Genomic DNA, 23540 nt, shown 5'->3' on the forward strand with positions numbered 1-23540 from the left:
CAGTTGCAAAGCAATTAATGTGCCTCCGCTGCGAGATTATAAACAGCATCTCCAATCGAATGGGCAGGGGCATTCCAAGCTAGACTTATCGGTAAAGGTTGTGAGCGAAAACAAATTGGCTGTCGGTTTTTCCGGCGCACTTTGCGTTCGAGCTGCGAATGTCTTTCTTTTAAACCAATGGAATTAGGCCGTGAAAATACTATTTTTAATGGGCTTTAGCATATTCGCATTTTTACCGGTTTGTCAGGCGTTGGCCGAACCCATGAAATGTGTGGTCGATGGAAAAACCTTGTATACCGACGATCAGGCGCGGTGTGCTAAAGGAGACATCAAACCTATTAATGGCAGCGTAATAATTTCATCTTCTCCAACGAGCGTGCCGCGTGCCAATAATATTGCCAAGCCAGCGTTTGACGTGCCGTCCGGCCTTAATGGCATTCTTCAGCAATTTGGTATCACGGAAAAGGAGCTGGAGAATGGGTGGCAAACCGTGATGGAAGCCCATAAGCGCGGATCATGGAAGGCGCCTGAATTGCCGGAGGATGACAAATAGCTTGTTCTTCGACGCAGCTAAAAAGCGGCGCAGGTGTGTGAGGTACGCGCCAGGGCATAAAAAACCCCGCGAAGCCGATGACTTGCGGGGCTTTGGGATAGTGCGGGCCCGTTAAGAACGGGCTTAACTATTTATAGGCTGTAGTACATATCCAGCTCAACAGGGTGAGTGCTCATACGCAGACGAGTCACATCTTCTTGTTTCAATGCGATGTAGCCATCGATTACGTCGTCGGTGAATACGCCGCCACGAGTCAAGAATTCGCGGTCCGCATCCAGAGCTGCCAAGGCTTCGTCCAAAGAGAACGCCACTTGTGGAATCGCTTTTTCTTCTTCTGGCGGCAAGTCGTACAAGTCTTTATCCATCGCTTCACCTGGGTGAATTTTGTTTTGGATACCGTCAAGACCGGCCATTAACATGGCAGAAAACGCCAAGTATGGGTTAGCAGTGGAGTCTGGGAAACGTACTTCGATACGGCGGCCTTTAGGGTTAGTGACGTAAGGAATACGGATAGACGCAGAGCGGTTACGTGCTGAGTAAGCCAGCATCACAGGCGCTTCAAAACCAGGAACCAGGCGTTTGTAGCTGTTGGTTGAAGGGTTGGTAATTGCGTTCAATGCCTTGGCGTGTTTGATGATGCCGCCAATGTAGTACAGCGCGGTTTCTGACAAACCGCCATACAGGTTGCCGGTGAACAGGTTGACGCCGCCTTTAGCCAAAGATTGGTGAACGTGCATGCCGCTGCCGTTGTCGCCAACCAGTGGTTTAGGCATGAAGGTTGCGGTTTTGCCGTAAGCGTGCGCGATGTTGGCAATCACGTATTTCAAGCCCAGTACTTCGTCGGCTTTTTTAACCAAAGTATTGAATTTAACACCGATTTCGCACTGACCGGCAGTTGCCACTTCGTGGTGGTGTACTTCAACGGTTTGGCCGATTTCTTCCAGAACTAGGCACATTGCAGAGCGCATGTCTTGGAATGAATCGACTGGCGGTACGGGGAAGTAACCACCTTTAACGCCTGGACGGTGACCGATGTTGCCGTTTTCGTAAACTTTTTCTGAGTTCCAGCCGGCTTCTTCTGAGTCGATTTGGTAGGAGCAGCCACCCATGCTGGTGTTCCAGCGGACGTCGTCAAAAATGAAGAATTCGTTTTCAGGACCGAAGAACGCGGTGTCGGCGATACCGGTAGATTGCAAATAGGCTTCAGCGCGTTTGGCGATAGAGCGTGGGTCACGAGCGTAACCTTGCATGTCTTTCGGTTCGATAATATCGCAACGCAAGATCAGGGTTTTGTCGTCGAAGAAAGGATCGATAACCGCGGTGCTGGGGTCCGGCATCAGAATCATGTCCGATTCGTTGATGTGTTTCCAGCCGGCGATGGACGAACCGTCAAACATGTTACCTTCTTCAAAGGTGTCTTCGTCGATGGTGTGCGCTGGGAAAGTAACGTGTTGTTCTTTACCGCGAGTGTCGCAGAAGCGGAAGTCGACAAATTTAACGTCGTTTTCTTGAATTAATTTCAGAACGTGATCAACAGACATTAGTGAGGGTCTCCGTAGGTTGTAGTTGTTTTGGTTGAGAAGCTTAAACGATTTAACAATATCATCAAACGTAGTAAAGAGCTATAACAAACAGAGCCTCCAAAGGGCTTTCAACGCAATGGAGGCGTACAGCTTTATAACGATGATTTACTTAGGCTACCAACTTAGAAAGTGATGACTACGTCCGCAGTAACCAAGAATTGGTTGTGGCGTGTACCGTTGTCGAACGCTTTAGCATTATCGGTAAAGTCGTAACGCAAGTTTGGACGCAAGTTCAACCATTTTGCCGGTTTGTAGCTCAAGCCGGCTGTAACGGCGTAATATCCGCTGGCTTCTTGAAACGGGACATAGTTAGCGCCGTAGTTGCTGCCACAAGCGAAGTTGTCGCCGACTGTGCCTGCTGCAGCATAGCAACGGCCAGGGCCGAGAACTCGGATGCCGTTATGATCACGGAACCATTCTGCACGCAGACCGGCTGAGACTTTGTCGTTGACGTCATAAATCAAATATTGGTTGACGCCATACCATTCGGCGTCTTCCCTGCCGTCTGGAAGCCCTGCAAGGCTTGCGTTCCCGGTCCAGATATTATTGGCAAAACCGTGATCGTGTTGAATGATATAATGCAACTTGTCGGTGAAATTGTGCTTGCCGACGATGCTGTACATGGCCCATGTGTCTTTGCTGTTTTCGGAGCGTTCGCCAGCCGTTGAAGTAATAGCCAGAGATGTGCCGGCGTCGTCGCTTGTCCAGGTTACCCCGCCCAACCAAGCCCAGTTGCCCAGGTCTCTGTCCCAGTTGCCGTCCCAGCCGCCCGAGTTGCTTCCGGTAACTGCACCGCCCATTACTGTCCAATTCGGATTGAAAGCGTAGGTTGCGAGTATGCCAGTATGGGTAAATGGTTCGCCATATTGCATAGTGTAGGGTTTGGTGATGAAGAAGTTATCGGGAGCGGTAACTACTTCGTAACCGATTGGAGTATAAAAGTGCCCGGCTTTGACTGCGATACCATTACCGAATGGGAGGTTAAACTCGGCGTATGCTTGTGGTAATGCCAAGCCGTAGAAGCGCTCCCCGTGTCCGCTCAAATTCAGATCCCAGTTGCCACGGTCACTGTCCGCTAGGGTGCCGGGGTCGAATCCGAATGAACCGTAAGCTTGTGTAAACGCGGCATCGGTACCGTACATCACATCGACGCGACCGCCGATGTCGAAAGAGTCGCCGTTCACATTGATAGCTTTTTGCAAATACAGATACAACTGGTTGAGTTGCAATTCACCGCTACGGTCGTTGAATGTCACTGGGCCGTTAAAACCGTCACCGTTGCTATTCATGTTGGCGCCGACGCTACTGTTCAGCCAGCCGCCAACCTTCAGATTATGATCGGTCATGAATTTCGATGCGTTTGGGTCAATCCCCGCTGCACCCAGTAGTCCGGATGCTTCTGTCCAGCTGTCCGCGCTAGCGGAGGCACTGCAAATCACCATTAACCCGGCTAAGCAAGCGCGGCTGTGTGATTTTGTTAACGTTGTGTTGTTTCTCATGGTGGTTATCCCCTTGGTTCAGTGACTACTGAAGATTCTATAGCAGTTTTTAGGCCATATTCGATTTATTAAAAATCAATAAGATAGGCGGCATATGTAGACTAGTTCATGATTCGCAATGGTGCAAATTCTTTTTGTTGCACCAAAGTAATGCAGTGTTGCTATGTTGCGACAAAGCCCTATTTATTCTTAAAGCAAACCACTGAAACTGGCAGATCAAGGCCTGTAGGGTGGTATTGAGTTGCAATGGTGCAATCCAAAAAGCGTTGCACTGGTTTGGTGCGATTCTGTTGTCCTTTTAATGGATGTGTTTAATAAAGCTTTAAAAATCAGGGGAATAAATAGTGGCATGCATCATGCTTTGCTTGTTTCGGGAATTTATTAACTCAAGCAAAGAGGTGTTGAACTATGAAACTGATAACAGCGGTGGTTAAGCCGTTTAAGCTAGACGACGTGCGTGAGGCGTTGTCGGATATCGGTGTATCTGGCGTGACGGTTACTGAAGTAAAAGGCTTTGGTCGGCAAAAGGGCCATACGGAACTGTATCGTGGTGCCGAATATGTGGTGGATTTTTTACCCAAAGCAAAAATCGAGGTAGCGGTTGCGGATGCTTTGCTTGAGCAAGCCGTCGAAGCGATTGTGAAAGTAGCCAATACCGGGAAGATCGGCGATGGCAAAATTTTTGTAACCGATCTGGAGCAGGTGGTTCGGATCAGAACCGGCGAATCCGGCGAAGAAGCTCTTTAATATGAAGATGGGGAAACCAACAATGAAATATTTAACAGGCATGGCGCTGTTCGCGCTGTTTGGACTCTCGGGCATGGCGTTTGCGGAAGAAGTGGCGGCACCGGCCGTGCAAGCCACCGTTAACAAAGGCGATACCGCCTGGATGATAGTTGCAACCATACTGGTTGCTTTAATGGTAATACCTGGCTTGGCCTTGTTCTACGGTGGTATGGTGCGAGCCAAAAACATGCTGTCTATCTTGATGCAAGTCTTTGTTATCTTCTCGTTGACGGCGATTATGTGGGCGACGTTCGGCTACAGCGTCGCGTTTACCGAGGGTAACGCCTTCTTCGGCGGTTTCAGCAAGGCATTTTTGAAGGGTATTACCCCGGATTCGATGGCGGCCACTTTCAGCAAAGGGGCTTATGTACCTGAATTTATTTATGTAGCGTTCCAGCTGACTTTCTCGGCCATCACGCCCGCGTTGATCATCGGCGCATTTGCCGAGCGGGTTAAATTTTCAGCGGTGCTGTTGTTTACCGTGATCTGGTTTAGCTTTTGCTACTTACCGATGGCGCATATGGTTTGGTACTGGGCAGGCCCCGATGCGTATACCGATGCCGCTGCAGCTGAAACAGCAGGCGCGACTGCGGGCTTTTTATTCCAAAAAGGCGCCTTGGATTTTGCCGGCGGCACCGTGGTACATATCAACGCCGGTATCGCCGGCTTGGTCGGTTGTTTAATGATAGGCAAGCGTATTGGTTATGGTAAAGAATTTATCGCGCCGCACAGCGTGACGATGAACATGATAGGCGCATCCTTGTTATGGATAGGCTGGTTTGGCTTTAATGCAGGTTCCAACCTGGAAGCCAACGGTCTGGCGGCATTGGTTTTCGTCAACACATTGTTGGCGGCAGCGGCGGCAACTCTGGCCTGGATGGGTGCGGAATGGGCTGTGCGTGGTAAACCTAGCATGTTGGGCGCTACCTCAGGCGCGGTTGCCGGTTTAGTTGCGATTACGCCTGCTTGCGGCTGGTCAGGGCCGATGGGTGCTATCGGTTTGGGCTTGGTGGTCGGCGCAGTATGCTTCTGGTCGGTAACCTTTTTGAAACACGCGATGAGTTATGACGACTCGCTGGATGCGTTTGGTGTGCACGGGGTGGGCGGTATTATCGGCGCCTTGGGTACTGCTGTGGTTGCCAGCCCTGATTTGGGTGGTACCGGCGTCTGGGACTACGTCACCAACGCAACCTTGCCTGACTACAGTGTGCTTACCCAGCTTGCCAGCCAAGCTTGGGGTGTAGGCATCGCCATCGTTTGGTCCGGCGTGGTGTCCTTCATTGCCTTCAAAATTGCCGATGTGGCTCTTGGTCTGCGGGTTAGCGAAGCGACCGAACGCGAAGGTCTGGATGTCACCGAGCATGGCGAAACCGCTTATCACGTTTAGGGTTGAAAGCTGCGGTTAACGCGAAAAGAAACGGGTGGTCGGCGATGGCTGCCCGTTTTTGTTATCATGAAGCACTACTTTGGTGCTTTTGCTCGGGTAAATTGTAGGTTCTACCGGAATTATTTATTATGGTGGCAACAGTGACGAAACAGCTTTTTAATCATTCGAATTTGGGGATAGCATGAAATTAATTACAGCGATTATCAAACCATTCAAGCTGGACGACGTCAGGGAAGCCTTGTCCGAGATCGGGGTGGCTGGTGTAACGGCGACCGAAGTAAAAGGCTTTGGCAGGCAAAAAGGCCATACCGAGTTATATCGCGGCGCTGAGTACGTGGTGGATTTTCTGCCTAAGGTCAAGCTGGAAATTGCAGTTGCGGAACACGTTGTCGACCAAGCCGTGGAAACCATCGTCAAAGCCGCAAACACCGGCAAAATTGGCGACGGTAAAATTTTTGTGACCAACCTGGAACAGATTATCCGTATCAGAACCGGCGAGACCGGAGAAGACGCTATCTAAGTCTTCAACAAAAAACAAAAAGCAGTAGAACATCAAAAATCGCCCTGGTCTGCGCGAAATTCGCAGACCAGGGCGATTTTGTTGTTTATAGACAGCTTAAAAATAACAACACACATCATCTAGTGAAAGACAATGACAACAATAAAAAGAACGCTGATGCTAATGGCATACAGCTTGATGTTGCCGCAGCAGGCTTGGGCCGAAGGCATTAACCAAGCCAACACCGCTTGGGTTTTAACCTCCACCGCGCTGGTTTTATTCATGACCATTCCTGGCCTGTCGCTGTTTTATGGCGGTTTGGTCAGAAGCAAGAACGTGCTGTCGGTATTGATGCAATGTTTTGCGATTACCTGTCTGGTATCACTACTGTGGCTGGCCGGTGTATACAGCTTCGTATTTGCCGATGGCGGCAGTTGGCAGCCGTTTTTGGGGAGCGGCAGCAAGATCTTTCTGCCGGACATGAACACGCAAACTTTGATCGGCGATATTCCGGAAACCGTGTTTTTCATGTTTCAAATGACTTTTGCGATTATTACCCCGGCCTTGATCGTTGGCGCGTTTGCCGAACGGATGAAGTTTTCAGCCATGCTGTGGTTTAGCGGACTTTGGCTGATTGTGGTGTATATGCCGATTTGCCATTGGATATGGGGCAACGGCTGGCTGGCGGCGATGGGTGCGAAGGACTTCGCCGGCGGGATTGTGATTCACGTCAACGCCGGAGTGGCATCTCTGGTGGCGGCATTAGTGTTGGGGCGCCGTAAAGGCTTTCCCACGGTGGCGATGCCGCCGCATAATATGACCATGGTGGTTACGGGTGCCGGGATGCTCTGGTTCGGCTGGTTCGGCTTCAACGGTGGTAGCGCGTTAAAAGCCGACGGCAGTGCAGGGATGGCGATTGCCGTGACTCATATCGCCGCGGCCGCCGGTGCTTTAACCTGGATGACCATTGAATGGCTGCGTTTTAGTAAGCCCAGTGTTTTAGGTATCGTCACCGGGATGGTCGCCGGCTTGGGCACCATTACGCCGGCCTCTGGATTTGTCGGGCCCATGGGTGGTTTGGTTATTGGTATTGTGGCTGGCGCCGTGTGTTTTTACGCCACGCAATTCGTCAAACGCCGTTTGAAAATCGACGATTCCTTGGACGTGTTTCCGGTACATGGCGTCGGCGGCTGCGTCGGTTCGATTTTAACCGGCGTGTTTGCTGCTGAAAGTTTCGGCGGCTTGGGATTGAACGGCGTGACTATTGCCCAGCAAGTCGGCGTGCAAACGCTTGCGGTTTTAGTGACGGCGGCCTGGAGCGCTTTGTTCAGCTACGTTTTATTGAAACTCATCGGCGTGTTCATCGGTTTGCGCGTCAGCGAAGACGAAGAGCAGCAAGGTCTGGATATTGTGTTGCACGAAGAAACCGGCTACCACAATCTGTAAACATTAGCGCTTAAACTACAGGCTTCTCTTTGCGGGCAGGGCGGATGGCCGTGTTGCCCGCATCCCTATAAAATCAGGAAAATCATGCCCATTACTCTCGAAGCTTTAGAAACCATCGTTCGCGCCGCCGGCGATGTGGCGATGCAATATTTCAACGACTTAGATTCTCTGGCGATCAACAAAAAAAGTGCGCGCGACTTGGTCACCGATGCCGATGTTGCGGTGGAAAATTATCTGAAACAAGCTCTCGGCGAGCAGTGTCCCGAGTACGGTTTTTGGGGCGAGGAAAGCGGTCAAACCGCCAATCAAACCAGCCGCTGGATCGTTGATCCGATTGACGGTACCCATTCATTCTCGAAAGGCCAGTATTTTTGGGGCATTAGTGTAGCCTTGGAAATTGACGGCGAATTGAGAATGGGCGCGGTTTACGGCCCGGCCTTGGACGATTATTACTGCGCGGAAAAAGGTAAGGGCGCTTGGAAAAACGGCAAACCTATCAGGGTTTCGGATGAAACCAGTTTGGCCAGCAGCATGGTATCCACCGGTTTCGCGTGCCTGCGTCAGTATTTGGAGGACAACAACCTGCCGCGATTTAATCGTATCGCACAAGCCACTACCGGTCAGCGGCGCCTGGGTTCCGCCGCGCTGGATTTATGCACGGTTGCGGATGGCCAGGTCGATGCCTTTTGGGAGCAGGAGTTGAATCTTTACGACATCGCGGCGGGTGTGTTGATCGCCAAAGAGGCGGGCGCGACGGTCACCGATTTTAAAGGTAATCCCGGCGTGTTTCCCAAGCAGGTTTTTGTAACAAACGGCAAGATTCTCGATCAGTTGCTGCCGTTGATGTAAGCGTTTTTCATCAACATCTCGCAACGCTTGGCAATATCGATAGCTTGCTGGGCGGGCGAGAAATCGGCGTACTTTTCCGCAAACTGCTGGGCGGCCTGCGTGTGTTTCGAATGACGCAATAACTCAGTCAGGGCTGCCTTGTAGTTAGGGTTTTTGCTTTCCGCCGTGATGTAAGTGCCCGCGCCCAGAGCGGCGAGGTTTTGAGCGCTGATCAGTTGTTCGAGCTGAAAAGGCAATGCCAGCAAGGGTTTGCCAGACAGTAAAAATGCCGACAATGTCGCCATACCGCCATGGCAAATAGCCAAATCGCATTGTTTGGCAGCAGTCGAGATGATTACCGGCTGCGGAGTAATGTGTAGATTGGCGCTGCTGTTTTTTTCTATAAATACAGGTGTTGTGCCGGGTATGTGCGCCAATATCGACCAAGGTGACGCGCGCAACTGTTTTAGCAACACTTCCAGGCCGGGATATTCCGGGTGCAAATAGACGAATATTTTTTCGGCTCCGACGCTCGGCCAGATCGGCCCCGTGCCGTCCGTCTGCAAAATGGTCGGCCCCCAATAATTTGCGTTACGGTATTGCCGATAATGGTCCAGCTCCGGAAACGTGCAGATAAAATCTTCCGTAAACTCTAACAAGTCCGCCAAAATCCTTAATGGTGGTGTATTCAAACGCTCTAAAACCGAGTTAGTCGTGTTTAACACTTGGCTTTCGATAATGTTTAAGGCCTTATCGCTAACGCGCAACCAGGGGCGAATATTGGGCATCGGACTGATGCGCGGCGGCGAAAAAAAGCCGGTGCCGAACCCCGCTCGAGGCGTGTCAAATTTGCGGGCAGCCAGTAACGCGGTCGGTGCGTGGTCGCATACGATCAAGTCAGGACTTACATGGCGATAAAGGGATTGCCAGGCTTTTGCTCGGGTTAGCAGAGCAGTTTCATCGGTAAAGCCGGCGTTTTGTAGAATTCCCGGATAACTGGAGGCTGGCGCTTGCGGACGACTGTCAGGCCAGCGTATCGGGGCTTGTAGGTAACAAAAATGATCGGCAGCTAACCAAGTGTCGGCGTATTCCAAATCTTTAAGCGCGAATATAACCTCGTGCCCGAGACTTTTAAGTTGTCGGGCTATGGGCAGAAATGCGGCAGTGTGACCGTAGCCGGCCCCTAATTCCCAGCAATACAGGACTCTAGCCATGGCAGTGGATTTGCTTTACAAAAGGTTGAAGTTGGAGTTTGTCTACAGCGTTTAGCAATAACTTTTGTTGAAACAACTGGTTTAAGAATTTATGCGCTAGCATTTATCTATGTTCATGATGGCAGTCAATAATAGAATTCAGACTGTTTGCTAATGATTTGGAATCATCGATAGTATTCAGTGCCATAATTAGCATACAAGGTTTTTATTCTTTAATTACGCTGTATCTAACCTGCTAAATTCTCATGATCCTACCTATATTACATTCAGAAAAGTTATCAGGTTTATGCGGACTAACGGCAATGCCGCCGATGTCTTCGCGCCAGTGCTTAAACCGGGCAATTCGACCCCTTGCATTGAGTTCCAAGGAAGTATTGCTGGCAGCGGCGGCCGCTTTATCTTTCGCGCCATTTTCAGTACAAGCTTGGACTCTGGATTTTTCTTCCAGGTCCTATAACTTTAACGAAGCGGATGGTGTTGTCCAGGCTAACGTTAGTCTGGCTAGCAGCTCCGGCGATTATGGCGGCTGCACCATAAGCGGCGACGTCGTCGCTGCCGGCGGCAGTGCAACCGCAGGCAGTGACTACAATATTTCGAGCGGCACCTTTTCTTTCAGCGTTCCCTTTTTGTTTGGCGGGTCTCATACCGATAGTGCGCCGGTATCCATCAATATTATCGACGATGCATTGGTAGAAAGCACTGAAACTGTGACCTTATCTCTTCAGAATGTAACGCCAAGCTGTACTGGTGATTCGGTGTCGGCGGGCGCGTCAGCAGTTGCCAGCATTGCGGACAACGACGTCGCTCCGCCCCCCACCACGCCCACTACGCCCACTACGCCAATAACCTCGACGCCCAACTTAACCGCCGATCCGACCTTTACCCCTAATCAGCAAGCAATTTACGAAGGTTTAACCAGTGCTTGCTCGGGAGCGAGTGGTGATTTATTGGCCCGCTGCAATGAAATAAACAACGCCGACCTGAATGCGGTGATTCCGGATGCGGTGGCGGCGCAAGGTGCGGCGGCTGTAGATTTTGGTTACAAGCAATTTTCCGTGGTGCATGGCCGCATCGTTAATCTGCGCAACTCCCAACAGCAAAGCGCCTCCTTATTGGGTTATTCCACCATTAATGTCAACGGCGAAACCATACCGGTCGGCAAGGCGTTGATGACAGCACTAGGCGCGGCTCGGGGCGGGGCGGCTGGGGATGATCCAAACGAACAGCCGTTTCGCGATAGCCCGTTAGGTTTCTTTCTGAAAGGTCAATTCAACGTCGGCGAAAAAGCCAATACCGGCAGCGAACGGGGCTTCAAAGCCGACAGAAAGGCGGTTACCTTCGGTCTGGATTACAGTTTTATGGATGAATTGGTGTTGGGTGCGGCCTTCGGTTACGGCTCTACCGATACCAATTACAATTTAAACAGCGGCAGTATGTCGACCGATGCGTACGAGTTTTCGTCGTATGGCAGTTATTTCCTGCCGCAGTCATTTTATATCGACTGGATTATGAGCTATGCGCTGCATTCCTTCGATATCAATCGGCGCATCCAATATACCGGATTCGATAATACGGCTACCAGTAGCGCTAATGGCGACCAGTACGGCTTTAGTTTGGGGTTTGGTAAAGATTTTGCGCTGCAAAGTTTTGTGATTAATCCCTATGTGAGGCTGGATTACAGCAAAACCGAAGTGGATAGCTATCAGGAAAGCGGCGGTGGCGGTTTAGCCATGGAGTTTGCCGGCCAATCTATCGATTCGGCGACATCGACTATCGGCGGTCAAGCCAGTAACGCGATCAGTACCTCTTGGGGTGTGTTGTCACCCGGCGTGCGTTTCGAATGGGTGCATCAGTATCTGGACGAAAGCCGTTTGATTCAGGCGCGCTTTAGTCAGGCGGCTGCCGGTGCCGGCAGATTCAGCGTAAAAACCGATACGCCGGATCGCGACTATTTTAATATCGGTACGTCGTTGGCATTGAGTTTGCCGGAAGGTCGGGCGGGCTTTTTACGATACGAATACCGCTTAGGGCAGGCCTATATTACCGATCACACTATCGAGTTGGGAGCGAGAATTCCGTTTTAAGGAATTTAGCGAATGCTTTGGGGAAGGGGCCGCTGCGGGACATCCCGCAGCGGCCGTCTTTAATTCAGACTTATTTGGCTGCGGCTAATTCCGCGCGCATGTCGTCGATGACTTTTTTATAATCCGGTTTGCCGAAAATAGCCGAGCCTGCAACGAAGGTGTCCGCACCGGCTTCCTTGATTTCACGAATATTAGCCACGTTTACGCCGCCGTCGATTTCCAGGCGGATATCCAAACCGCTGTCGTCGATAATTTTTCTGGCTTGGCGCAATTTATCCAACGCGGATGGAATGAAAGATTGACCACCGAATCCGGGGTTGACCGACATCAGCAAAATCATATCGACTTTGTCCAGCACGTGTTCCAGGTAGTGCAACGGGGTGCCTGGGTTGAATACCAGACCGGATTTGCAACCCAAGTCTCTGATCATTTGCAGTGAACGATCAATGTGTCTGGATGCTTCCGGGTGGAAAGTAATGTAGCTGGCGCCGGCTTTAGCGAAATCCGGGATGATGCGGTCTACCGGTTCCACCATCAAATGGACGTCGATTGGGGCGGTAACGCCATGCTTGCGTAGCGCTTCGCAAACCAAGGGACCGATAGTCAGATTGGGCACAAAATGGTTGTCCATCACATCGAAATGCACAATGTCTGCGCCCGCATTTAAGACATTAACAACTTCTTCGCCCAAGCGTGCGAAGTCTGCGGAGAGTATGGAAGGTGCAATCAGATTGTCAGCCATCTTTTGATCCTTTTGGTGAGGTTAAAAAACCGGCATTATAACTTTTTTCCGGCGTTTGGCTAAAACAGTGGATTGATTGCACACTTTAGGGCTGCCGGCGCTTGTTTCAAGCCGACACCACCGGCTCAAGATTTTTGTTAAGAGCGTAGTCGGTCAGAAACTTTTCGAATTCCGCTATCGGTAGCGGTTTGCTGACCAGATAACCTTGGTAAAGATCGCATTGCCGGCTTTTCAGAAAAGCCAGTTGCTCGGCGGTTTCCACGCCTTCCGCTACCACGCGCATGCGTAGCGTCTTAGCCATGGCGATAATCGTCGCGGTGATTTCCATATCGTCAGTGTGTTTGGGGATGTCTTCAATAAAACTTTTATCGATCTTTAAGACATCCAGCGGAAATAGTTTCAAATAAGCCAGCGACGAATAACCGGTGCCGAAATCATCAATGGCCAGATGCACACCCAACCCGTGTAGCTTGTGTAAAATTTCGATGGCTTCTTTTTCCCGTTTCATCAACGCGCTTTCAGTGAGTTCGAGTTCCAGACACTCGGCCGGAAAACCGGTTTCTGCCAAAATCCTGGCGACCACATCGCTAATATCACTATGCAAAAACTGTTGCGGCGATAGGTTAACCGCCAGACGCAAGGCTGGAAAACCGGCTTTCCGCCAGCGCTGGCCGTGGTGACAGGTTTCTCTCAACACCCAATTGCCGATACTGGTAATCAGACCGGTTTCCTCGGCAATCGGGATGAAGCGCAGCGGAGGTATCAGTTCGCCGCTGGCAGTCTGCCAGCGGACCAATGCTTCGGCACCGATAATTGCGCCATTCTCGATGCAAATTTGCGGTTGGAAAAACACCCGCAATTCGCCTTGCTCGATAGCTTGGCGCAGGCGGATTTCTATATCGATACGTTCCCGCGCGGCGCGGGTCAAATCTTCCGAGAAATATTTGAAGCGGTTCCTGCCCTCATTTTTGGCTTGATACAAGGCCGTATCGGCTTGTTGGATCAACTCGTCCGGCGAAGCGCCGTGTTCGGGAAACATGGCGATGCCGACGCTGACACCGATGCGTACTTCATGGCCGCTGGGTAGTTGCCAAGTTTGGTTCAAGGCATTGATGATTTGCGTGGCGACATGAGCGACGGTTTCAGGTTGGTTGACTTCCTCCAGCAACACCACGAATTCGTCACCGCCGAGCCGGCAAATGGTGTCGCTGGTACGCAGCCGGGTAGTCAGGCGTTCGGCGACCATTTGCAGCAAATCGTCGCCGGCCAAATGGCCGAAGCTATCGTTAACGTCCTTGAAGCGGTCCAAGTCCAGCATCAACACTGCCATCTTGTTGGCCTGACGGCGGGCTTTTTCGATGTTGTGTTGCAGGCGCGACAGGAACAGCATGCGGTTGGGCAATTTTGTCAGCGGGTCGTGGTGGGCCAGGAATTCCAGTTCCATTTCCGAAGCCTTCAGCTTGGAAATGTCGGCAAACACACCCACGTAGTGGCTGATCTCGCCTTTGCCGTCGCGCACGGTGCTGATGCTCAACAATTCCGGATACACCTCGCCGGACTTGCGGCGATTCCAGATTTCGCCTTGCCAATGATCCGTAGTGGCAATATTGGCCCACATTTCCCGGTAAAAATCGGCGTTGTGGCGGCCGGAACTTAAGATGCTGGGGCTATGACCGATCACATCCCGATTATCGTAACCGGTGATGTTGCTAAAGGCCTTGTTGACCATCGTAATTCGGCGTTGGGCGTCGGTAATCATCACGCCCTCTCGGGTGCTTTCGAATACGGCGGCGGCTTGTCCCAAGCGCTCTTCATTGGCTTTGATGTCGGAAATATCGGTAATGGTGCCGACGTAACCGCACAATCCGCCCGTTTCGTCCAGTTCCGGTTCGGCGCGCCCCACCACCCAGCGCACACTGCCGTCCGCCAGTTGAAAACGGTATTGCATATTGAAGGGCTGCAAGGCGGATACGCAACGCTGCCATTCGGCAATCACCGAATCGCGGTCTTCGGCAAGCAAACCGGCTATCCAGCCGTCACCATGCGAATCAATAAAATGCAAGCCGGTGATTTCGCACCAGCGATGGTTGACGTAATCGCACTCACCTTTTTCGTTGGTGCGAAAAATGCCGACCGGGGCAATCTTCGATAGCGTATGAAAAAGTAGTTCGCTTTCCTGCAACGCGATTTCCGCTTGCTTACGGGCCGTGATGTCGCGCAGCCCGATGACATAGGCCGGCGCGCCTTCCCATTCCAGCGGCGTGGAGCGCAGTTCCGCCCAGGCTATGCCGCTGGGGCGAATCAGGTTGATGTCTTGAAATTGAATTTTGTCGGCGGAAATCGGAATTGCCAGGGAATGTCCGATCAGGCTGCCGCGTTCCAGCAATTGTTCTGCTGCTTGATTGGCATAAATAACGCTGCCTTGCGGGTCGACCACCATTACGCCGTCGGTAATGGTGTCCAGGATCAGATTGAGTTGTTTGAGTGTTTGTGGCATTTAGGGGTTACGACCGGGCATCAAACAATCACTGTCTGCACACCTGTACCAACATTTTGGGTAGTGATGGCCGCCATCACCGACGACATTCGCGAAAGATCGCCTAGCAGTTTCAACACCGGTTCCGGCAGGTCGCGCACCAGCATCGGCGTAGCAAAGATTTCTTTTTCCAGCGCCTTTTCCGGCATGCCCAACACTTCGACCACGTCGAATACCCAATGGCCGGGCTCGTATATGCCGGCCAGCACCGCGCTGATTTGCTCGACCAGTCTGCGGGTTTCCGGATTCAGCGACACCACGTATAAGGTCAAAACCAGCTTATGGTGGTTGGCCCGGCGTTCTTCATGAACTTTGGCGATGTGTACCACTTGGGCGATATTGCGGATTTGCGATGCCGACAAGGGTTTGCTGGCCAGTTCGAATTGCAAGCCTTCTTCATGGGCGTCTTTCAGTTGGTCCATAAATTCGGCGGCAAAGGCCGTGACGATATAGACATTCAAGCTGGTGTCCAATGCCTTCAGGCGGCGTAAGGTCTCCACGCCGTCTATGCCGGGCATGCGTAAGTCCAGAAATATCAAGTCGGGACGATCGGCTTCCACCATGGCGATACCTTGTAGACCGTTCTCGGCTTCGCGCACACGATAGCCTTCTTCTTCCAGAATCAGCTTGAAGGCGCCGCGTACCGCCGGGTCGTCGTCAATCACCAGAATGTTGTTTACCATCGCCTGTGTCTCTATTCGTTAACAAATACTAAATGTGGGGGAATTTTAACCGGATGCGGCAACCTTCGCCAATGCGGCTTTCCACGGCTATCGAGCCATCGGCATCTTGAATCAAGCGGCGGGTGACGGATAAACCCAGGCCGGTGCCTTGGCCGGGCGGTTTGGTGGTAAAGAAAGGGTCGAACATGCGGCCTTGTACTTCGTCGGGGATGCCGGGACCATTGTCTTTTATATTCAACTCTAGCATTTTTTCGGCACAACGAACGCTGATTTCTATTTCGGGTTGGGCAATACCGCTTAGCGCATCGCGGGCATTGATTAATAGATTGATCAGAATCTGTTGCATGCTTTCCGCCGTGCAGGCGAGTTTGGGCAAGTTTTCCGGTATCTCGGTACGGACTTGGATAGCGGTTTTGCGCAATTCGCCTTCCAGCAACAACAAGGTTTGGCCTAAAACTTCCTCTAGCGAGCAACTGCCGGTTGGCGTGGTCTTTTGATGCATGAACACCAGCATATTCGACACAATGTTTTTGATGCGTTGAATTTGCTGTAAGGCTTGCGCCAGTATTTGCTTGGATTTGGCATCTTCCGTGCGGTCCGAGACAAATTCGACGAAGTTCATCACGCCCATCAGCGGATTGTTGATCTCATGGGCCACGCCGCCGACCAGCGTGCCCAGTGCCGACAGCTTTTCCATTTGCAGCATATGATCCTGGTTTTCTTGTAATTGTTTGTAAGCTTGGCGGGTTTGTTCCAGCAAGCGGGCGTTTTCCAACGAAATGGCCGCTTGGGCGGTCAACAGCTCGGTCATGCTGATTTTCTCCGGGGTGAATACGCCTTCGGATAGCCGGTTTTCCAGGTAAAGCAAGCCGATTAATTCGCTTTGCTTGATCACCGGCAAACACAATACCGAGCGTAAGCCAAACGCCACAACCTCGGGCGCATTTTGAAACTCGCCTTCGCTGCAGGCGTCGCTCAGCACGACTTTTTCGTGGGTACGTTGCACGTAATTGACGATGGCGTGGCAGATGCCGCGCACCTTGTTCAAGCTGTAATAGTGTTTGTGTATCGTGCGTTTTTTGCCGACGTGCTGCTCGGCGGCCACCAATAATTCGTCTTGTTGTTTGATCAACAGATAACCGTGCTGGGCTGCGGAGCTTTCCAACACCACGGCCATGATTTTTTGCATCAATTGGGTCAGATCGATTTCTGCCGATAACGCCAGCGCCGATTTCATCAGATAGCTGATGTCCAGACTAGGTAAGGTGGTGGGAGCGGGCTGAGGTTTGGCTATTCTGGCGCCGGTCTCCGGACTGACGTATTGATGACGTTCCTGCAGCTGGTTGCTTTTCGCATCGGCACGGCATAAGCGGTAATGGCGGCGCGCTTCGCCGTAATACAGTTCCGCGTCGCCCAAGTGTTGCTTCAGCAACAGATCAGCCAGCGTTTCGTAAATATGGCCGGTCAGCAGGCCATAGTTCTGCGCCAGTGACAAGGCAATGGCATCCATGTACAGATTGCGCGCTTCGCGGTATTGGCCCTGCTGTCTGGCAAGCTCGGCATGGACAAACATCAGGTAGGGTTTCAGCAAGGGACCAAGTTGCCCCCACACTTCCAGTTGCGCAAGCAATGGCGCAATTTCGGCATCGATTCGCGCCGCATCCATTTCCGAGCGCAGCAAGTTCAAGATCCGAAAGGCGTACCAAAGACGTTTCAAAACATTGTCGGTTAAGCCGTGCAAATAGTTTTCCACGGCTTTCAGCGATACTGCCGCCGCACCATAGTCGCCCAGGTAATATTGGGCAAAACCCAGTAATGCGAAGTAACTGCCGGTAGCGGCCACATAGTTATTGGCCTGCCATTCCGCCAGCGTGGTTTGCATATCGACCGGACGGTAATCGGGCTTCATCGGTAATACCCAGCCGGCCAGCACCGCCTGGGCCAGACCTATTGAAAACGACAACTGGTTTTTGCGGGAAAATTGCAGACATTCATCGGCGGCTTCCTCGACCCAGCGCAGGTTTTTACCCTGGGCCAATAGATTCCACATCAGCGGGCCGTAGGACAGGCCGGCGTTGTAGAGATCGCCGCAGTTCTTGCCGGACTGAATGGCCTTGTGCGCGTAATCGACAATATCGGCCGGGTGGCTGCGCGAGTGCATATTGCACCAGACGATGCCGTTCATGCCGCGGGTGGCGCCAAAGGTATTGGGATATTTGGCGCACAAATCGTGTGCCAAATCCTGATAGAGAAACGCCTGCGCGAATTTGCCCTGTTCGCCCAGATTGAGGCCCATGATGGAAAACGAATAAATCACCGATTCGTCCATGCCGCCTTCCAGGCAGTGCAGGGTGGATTGGGCGGCGGATAAATACAGCTGCGGCACCAGACCGCACATGTACAAATCCGGAATCAACTCGCTATAAAAAGCCAGTTCGATTTTGCTTTGCCGCTGCTCGGTAAACGGCATGTTCAGGATTTTTTGCCAGACATCGTCTTGCTGTTCGATGATCAGCATCAGATTTTCCGTGCGTTGTCGGGCTTGCTCGGGATCGTCGGGAATGGACTTGTTGAAATACGCCAAGCCACGGTTGGCCGTGGCGATAGCTTGCTTAAAGTTGCCGAATGAAGACAGTGACGTAGTCTGATCGGCCAACGCCTCGGCCTTATCCAGGTCGCTGACCGCATGCTCGATCAGCCGGTTCAGCAAGGCTTCCGAGCTGTCGTAGCGGCCGCACATCAAATCGGTTTTTGCTAAGCGCTGATAAATCCGAAACGTCAGCGCGTAGGCCGTTTCCCAACAATCTGGCGGTAGATAATTATGGGCTTTCAGGAAAAATTCGTTGGCGGCATCCCCGGCCAAAGCATCCAGGGCTTTATTGCCGGCATTGAAGTTGATATTTACCAGCCAGTAGGCGGTTTCTTCGTCCAGATTATCCGGGCAACCTTGATTGAGATGGGCGGCGATGGTGAATAAATTGTCCAGGCTGACCAGCTCGGCACCCGGTGGCACCGCCGACAGCAAGCGATTGCCGATCCGCCAATGGATGCCGGGGCGCGCCGAGGCGGCAACTTGCTGCAATACCGCTTCCTGTACCCGGTCATGGACAAATTGCAGGTCGGCTTTATTTTCCAGTATCAGGCCCATGCTTAATACCGGTTTTAAGTCCTCGAACAGTCGCTCAATGGGCTTGTCCAGCACCAGCCCGACATCCTCTGCTGTGAAGCGATTACCCATACAGGCGCAATGATAAAGAATATCCAAAGTCCGGCTGGGCAATTTACGCACTTTGGCGCTGAACAGTTCCACCACGCTGGCCGGCATTTGCGTGTCGCGGATGCGGTTCATATCCCATTGCCAGTGTTGATTGGCGTCGATGCTGAGTAAACCTTCGTTGTACAACCAGGCCAGACTTTCACTGACAAATAAGGGGTTGCCTTCGGTCAGATGGGCGATAAAGTCGGCCAAATTGGCGGTGGCGTTCAGCGACGAATCCAGAATGTAAGCAACCATTTCGTGGCAATCGGCGTCGCTGAGTTCGGTCAAATGGATCTCGGCCAGCGGCCCGGCGTTTTCTCGCACGCTACGGATGAGTTTGGTCAAAGGATGACCACTATCGACTTCGTTATGCCGATACGCGCCAAGAAAAAATAGATAGGGGTGTTCGCGGTGATTGGCGAACAGGTTTTGCAAAAAATCGAAGGTGGCGCTGTCGCACCATTGCAGATCGTCGATGAATAACACCAAGGGGTTGTCCTCGCTGGCCAGGCAAGCCAGGAAGCGGCCGAACAAATTGTTGAAACGGTTACGCGCTTCCACCGGCGGCAAGGGCTGTACTTCGGCTTGCGGGCCGATGATGAATTCCAGCTCCGGCACTACGTCGATGATTGCCCCGCCGGCATTGTCCAGCGCGTCGAGAATTTTTGCGGACCAATCATGCACTTGGGCGTCGCTTTCGGTCAGAAAGGTGCGTATCAGATTGCGCAAGGCCTGAATCAGCGAGCTGTAGGGAATATTTTTTTGGTACTGATCGAACTTGCCGGAGCTGAAATAACCGCGATTTTTCACCAGTGGTTTTTGGAGTTCCTGAATCAGCCGGGTTTTGCCGATGCCGGATAGGCCGGAAATAAGCACCGAACGAAACCGGCCTTGGGTCACCTCGCTGTATTCCTGACGAATGAGCTCGGCTTCGCTTTGGCGGCCGACCATTTTCGAGATGAAAACCACCCGGCGGCTGCGGTCGTGTTGGCCTATGCCAAAATTCGATACGCTGCCGGTGGTTTCGTGTTCTTTTTGGCAGCGCAGCAAATCGGCCAACAAACCGGAAGCACTTTGATAACGTTTTTCCGGTTGCTTCAAAATCAGTTTGGCGATGATTTCGCTCAGGGTGTTGGGGATGCCCGGACTGATGTCGTGGATTTTGATGGCTTCCTCGGCCAGATGCGAGTGAATCAGTTCCAGCGGATCGTCGGAAAAAAACGGCAGTCGGCCCGTCAGCAGTTCGTAAAACACGATACCCAGTGAATACAAATCGGTGGAGAAATCGACCCGGTAGTTGATGCGTCCGGTTTGCTCCGGCGAGGTATAGGCTAGGGTGTTGCGGACAAATTCCGGATCGTAGATAAAGTGACTGACATCGCGGATGTCCAGCGGCGTGATGAAGTCGGTCAGGCGCAGACTCAAGCTGCCGGATTGCACCAGAATATTGTGCGGTTTGATGCCGCCATGGGTAATGCCGGCATCGTGCACCGATTGCAGGGTATCGGCCAAGGAGCAGGCCAATGTAAAAAAATCGCTCAGATTCACCGCTTGTTGTTGAGCGATCCATACATTCAACGGTTGGCCGTTGAACCAAGGCTGGACGATGAATTGATCGCCGTCGTTGGATTCCAAAGCCAAGGGCGTGCAGACGCGCGGGTCGTGCAATACTTTCAGGCGTTCGATTTTTTGCCGCAGATGTCGGGATTGGTCGTCCCAACTAGACAATAATTTCAGGCATTTAACCACCAGCGGGTATTCCGGCACGTGTTTGTGATAGCCCTTATAAACCGTGGCTTGCAGGCTTTCGCCGAGTTTGTCGGTCAGCACATAGCTGTCCAGTTGCGGAGCGTTTTGAAGCGGAACGGTTCGGGTGCTTATATCGATCATGCGCTGGCGAGTGGGAAAGTTAAGGCGATTTTCGCGGCAGTTCCGGGGGCGGGCTGTTTTATAATTCTAGTCTTGTTTTGACTCAACAGGATTAGCCATGGCCGCGACAGCCTCCACTATGCTGCCTCTGGGCAGTATCGCCCCGGACTTTTGTTTGCCGGACACCGTGACCGGCCGCGAGTATGCTTTGCAGGACTTGAAAGGCGAACGCGGCACTTTGATTTTGTTTATCTGCAACCACTGCCCGTATGTGTTGCACGTCAAAGAGCAATTGATCGCCATTGCCCGGCAATACGCGGCCTCAGGCATTTCGACGGTGGCGATCAGTGCCAATGACATCGAAAACTATCCGCAGGATGCGCCGGATAAAATGCAGCAGATGATGGCAGACTGGGGACATCCTTTTGCCGCGTATTTGTACGACGAATCGCAGGCGGTGGCCAAAGCCTACCAGGCAGCCTGCACCCCGGATATTTATCTGTTCGATGCCGATTTGGCTTGCGTTTATCGGGGCCGCCTGGATGGCGCCACGCCGAAGAACGATGTGCCGGTTACCGGCGAAGATTTGCGCAATGCCCTGGATAACTTACTGGCGGGAAAGCCTGTCGATACGATACAAATTCCCAGCATCGGCTGTAACATCAAATGGAAACTTGCGGAGTAAATGCCGGTAATCCGCAATCCGTTGTCACTTCGGTAAAAACCGCCGCTCAGGTTTTTGAACTTTTCTGGCGGCGGCTTGCGCAGGAGTGCATTCGGGCTGACAAATCATTGCCCCCAGTCTTCGGCACGGTGCGTTTTTAGCGTGGTACGTCGTCGAATTGCTCAACCAACATATCCAGCTCTTTGCTGAGTGCCGAGACACCGCCGCTGGCCGTACTGGCATGAACCGCATGCTCTGTGGTTTGTCGCGATAAGCTGCCGACGGCTTCTACCGTTCTGGAAATTTCTTCGGAAACAATATGTTGCTGTTCAGCGGCGCTGGCGATCTGCACGATCATGTCGTTAATGATATTGACCGACAGTGTGGTTTGTTGCAGCGATTCGGTGGAGTTTTTTCCGTGTTCCGCGCCGGTTGCCGCCATTTCCCTGACTTTAGCCATTTCCTGTACGGCGTTATTGACGCCGGAGCGCAGGCCGTCGATCATTTTATGGATTTCCTCCGTGGATTTTTGCGTGCGTCCGGCCAAGGTTCTGACTTCGTCGGCCACGACGGCAAATCCCCGGCCTTGCTCACCGGCGCGCGCTGCTTCGATGGCGGCATTCAGTGCCAAAAGGTTGGTTTGCTCGGCAATCCCTTGAATCACATCAAGTACGCCGCCGATACTCTTGCTGTGATCGGCCACAATTTTAATAACTGTTTCGGCTTGGCCGACCGCGACCACTAAGCGGTCTATCATTTGGATGGTATTGTTGACCCGCGAAAGCGTTTCTTGCGATTGCCGATTGACATCATTGGCGGCTTGAGCGGCGTTGGCGGCGCTGCGGGCGACCTCGCTGACGGTGGCGCTCATTTGGTGTATCGCCGAGGCAATCTGTTCGATTTCCGCCAGTTGCCTATCCATCGCTACGCTAACTTGGCTGACTGCCTGGTAGCTCGTATCGGCTTTGCCTGCCAGGGGTTCTGTGGCTTGAGTTAGACGGCGTATGATGGTTCGGGATTTGGCTTTTAACAGCTTCACCGCCAACAGTAATTGTCCAACTTCGCCGCCATCGGCGGTGTAAATCTGCTGCATCACCGGATTGTCGATCACCCGGCGCGCTTCTGCCGCTGCGTCTTTTAAAGGTTGTAATACAAGCCAAACCCAGGCATAACCGACCGCTAAGGGGCCGGCGAAGATTGCTGTCGCTACGCCAAAACTGCACGTTTCGCTCAGATAAAGGTTGATGGCGGTGATTAATTGAATCACTGCAAAACCGCCGGTCAGTTTGCCGGACAAACCGATGCGGCTCAAAGGCGAATCGATATTTTTGCCGTGGTTCAGCTTTTCGTAGACAGTATTGGCGCGGGCCACGCAGGTCAAGTCGGGTTTAACCCGCACCGATTCGTAACCGACAATCTTGCTATTTTCGAAGCGCGGGGTGACAAAAGCATCCACCCAGTAATGGTCGCCGTTTTTACAGCGATTTTTGACAATTCCCATCCATGGCCGGCCGCTCTTCACGGTTTGCCACAAATCGGCGAATGCGGCGGACGGCATGTCGGGATGGCGAACGATGTTATGGCTCTGGTTTAACAGCTCTGCCTCGCTAAAGCCGCTAGTGTTTAAAAAATCTTGGTTAACATAATTGATCTTGCCGGCGGGGTCTGTCCCGGAGGTGATGGTAGCCGAAGCTGAGTAAATCAATTCACGTTGGGTAACGGGTAGGTTTTTTCTCATTTTTGTACCGGGTCGGCAGAGATAGAAAGGTAAGTTCCCACGCAAGCGCTGGCTGACTGGGCTGCACCGCTATTGTCGAGGAAGTATAAAAGGCTTTACGGCGATTGCAAAAGCCGGCCCCTGACTAGCGTGTGTTATCTGCAGGCCGTTTTTATTGTTAGATAACGGCG

At 52.1% G+C, this 23540-nt stretch carries 16 protein-coding genes; 8 read left to right on the forward strand and 8 right to left on the reverse strand.

Annotation, left to right across the window (positions count from 1 at the left end; all coding sequences use genetic code 11):
* Window positions 1-190: 190 nt before the first annotated feature.
* A complete protein-coding gene (locus tag ACWAU0_RS14235; protein ID WP_129871426.1) occupies window positions 191-553 on the forward strand; it encodes a hypothetical protein in 363 nt (120 codons plus the stop codon).
* A 131-nt stretch (window positions 554-684) separates the two neighbouring features.
* Here ACWAU0_RS14235 and glnA read toward each other — a convergent pair whose 3' ends face one another.
* Together glnA and ACWAU0_RS14245 are read right to left on the reverse strand one after the other, a co-directional pair.
* A complete protein-coding gene (gene glnA / locus ACWAU0_RS14240) occupies window positions 685-2094 on the reverse strand; it encodes a glutamate--ammonia ligase (RefSeq protein ID WP_020485489.1) in 1410 nt (469 codons plus the stop codon).
* Between the two features lie 164 nt (window positions 2095-2258).
* Window positions 2259-3635: a porin gene (locus tag ACWAU0_RS14245; protein ID WP_033155374.1), complete on the reverse strand. Its 1377-nt coding sequence runs from the start codon at window positions 3633-3635 to the stop codon at window positions 2259-2261.
* Window positions 3636-4043: 408 nt separating this feature from the next.
* On the opposite strand from ACWAU0_RS14245, the gene ACWAU0_RS14250 reads away from it, so the two are divergent.
* From ACWAU0_RS14250 to ACWAU0_RS14270, 5 genes are all read left to right on the forward strand, one after another.
* Window positions 4044-4382, forward strand: coding sequence for a P-II family nitrogen regulator (locus ACWAU0_RS14250; protein WP_020485491.1), 339 nt, complete (start codon window positions 4044-4046; stop codon window positions 4380-4382).
* A gap of 22 nt (window positions 4383-4404) precedes the next feature.
* The gene (locus ACWAU0_RS14255; protein ID WP_458137051.1) at window positions 4405-5808 is read left to right on the forward strand and encodes an ammonium transporter; all 1404 of its coding nucleotides are present in this window, start codon (window positions 4405-4407) and stop codon (window positions 5806-5808) included.
* Window positions 5809-5989: 181 nt separating this feature from the next.
* On the forward strand, window positions 5990-6328 hold the full coding sequence (locus tag ACWAU0_RS14260; protein ID WP_020485493.1) for a P-II family nitrogen regulator: 339 nt from the start codon (window positions 5990-5992) through the stop codon (window positions 6326-6328).
* Window positions 6329-6460: 132 nt separating this feature from the next.
* Entirely contained in the window at window positions 6461-7753 is a 1293-nt protein-coding gene (locus ACWAU0_RS14265) for an ammonium transporter (protein WP_503428535.1), read from the forward strand.
* An 84-nt stretch (window positions 7754-7837) separates the two neighbouring features.
* A complete protein-coding gene (locus tag ACWAU0_RS14270) occupies window positions 7838-8602 on the forward strand; it encodes an inositol monophosphatase family protein (RefSeq protein ID WP_458137052.1) in 765 nt (254 codons plus the stop codon).
* Here the strand turns inward: ACWAU0_RS14270 and ACWAU0_RS14275 are convergent.
* Window positions 8581-9795 (reverse strand): glycosyltransferase, encoded by a 1215-nt coding sequence (locus tag ACWAU0_RS14275; protein WP_458137053.1) that lies wholly within the window; start codon window positions 9793-9795, stop codon window positions 8581-8583. The genes ACWAU0_RS14270 and ACWAU0_RS14275 overlap by 22 nt on opposite strands.
* Before the next feature lie 356 nt (window positions 9796-10151).
* Between ACWAU0_RS14275 and ACWAU0_RS14280 the strand changes: the two genes are divergently transcribed.
* The gene (locus tag ACWAU0_RS14280) at window positions 10152-11879 is read left to right on the forward strand and encodes an autotransporter domain-containing protein (protein ID WP_033155370.1); all 1728 of its coding nucleotides are present in this window, start codon (window positions 10152-10154) and stop codon (window positions 11877-11879) included.
* 70 nt (window positions 11880-11949) lie between these two features.
* Here ACWAU0_RS14280 and rpe read toward each other — a convergent pair whose 3' ends face one another.
* From rpe to ACWAU0_RS14300, 4 genes are all read right to left on the reverse strand, one after another.
* Window positions 11950-12621, reverse strand: coding sequence for a ribulose-phosphate 3-epimerase (rpe, locus tag ACWAU0_RS14285; RefSeq protein WP_033155369.1), 672 nt, complete (start codon window positions 12619-12621; stop codon window positions 11950-11952).
* Between the two features lie 106 nt (window positions 12622-12727).
* Window positions 12728-15118: a sensor domain-containing protein gene (locus ACWAU0_RS14290; protein WP_458137054.1), complete on the reverse strand. Its 2391-nt coding sequence runs from the start codon at window positions 15116-15118 to the stop codon at window positions 12728-12730.
* Window positions 15119-15138: 20 nt separating this feature from the next.
* Window positions 15139-15840 carry a response regulator gene (locus tag ACWAU0_RS14295; RefSeq protein ID WP_033155367.1) on the reverse strand — a complete coding sequence of 234 codons (702 nt, stop codon included), beginning with the start codon at window positions 15838-15840 and terminating at the stop codon, window positions 15139-15141.
* A gap of 28 nt (window positions 15841-15868) precedes the next feature.
* The gene (locus ACWAU0_RS14300; RefSeq protein WP_458137055.1) at window positions 15869-20989 is read right to left on the reverse strand and encodes an AAA family ATPase; all 5121 of its coding nucleotides are present in this window, start codon (window positions 20987-20989) and stop codon (window positions 15869-15871) included.
* A 97-nt stretch (window positions 20990-21086) separates the two neighbouring features.
* Between ACWAU0_RS14300 and ACWAU0_RS14305 the strand changes: the two genes are divergently transcribed.
* On the forward strand, window positions 21087-21653 hold the full coding sequence (locus tag ACWAU0_RS14305) for a thioredoxin family protein (protein WP_171695937.1): 567 nt from the start codon (window positions 21087-21089) through the stop codon (window positions 21651-21653).
* 136 nt (window positions 21654-21789) lie between these two features.
* On the opposite strand, the gene ACWAU0_RS14310 is transcribed toward ACWAU0_RS14305, so the two are convergent.
* Window positions 21790-23370, reverse strand: a complete 1581-nt coding sequence (locus ACWAU0_RS14310) for a methyl-accepting chemotaxis protein (protein WP_458137056.1) — start codon at window positions 23368-23370, stop codon at window positions 21790-21792.
* Window positions 23371-23540 lie beyond the last annotated feature (170 nt).

The sequence above is a fragment of the Methylomonas sp. Uni0009 genome (assembly GCF_054188105.3).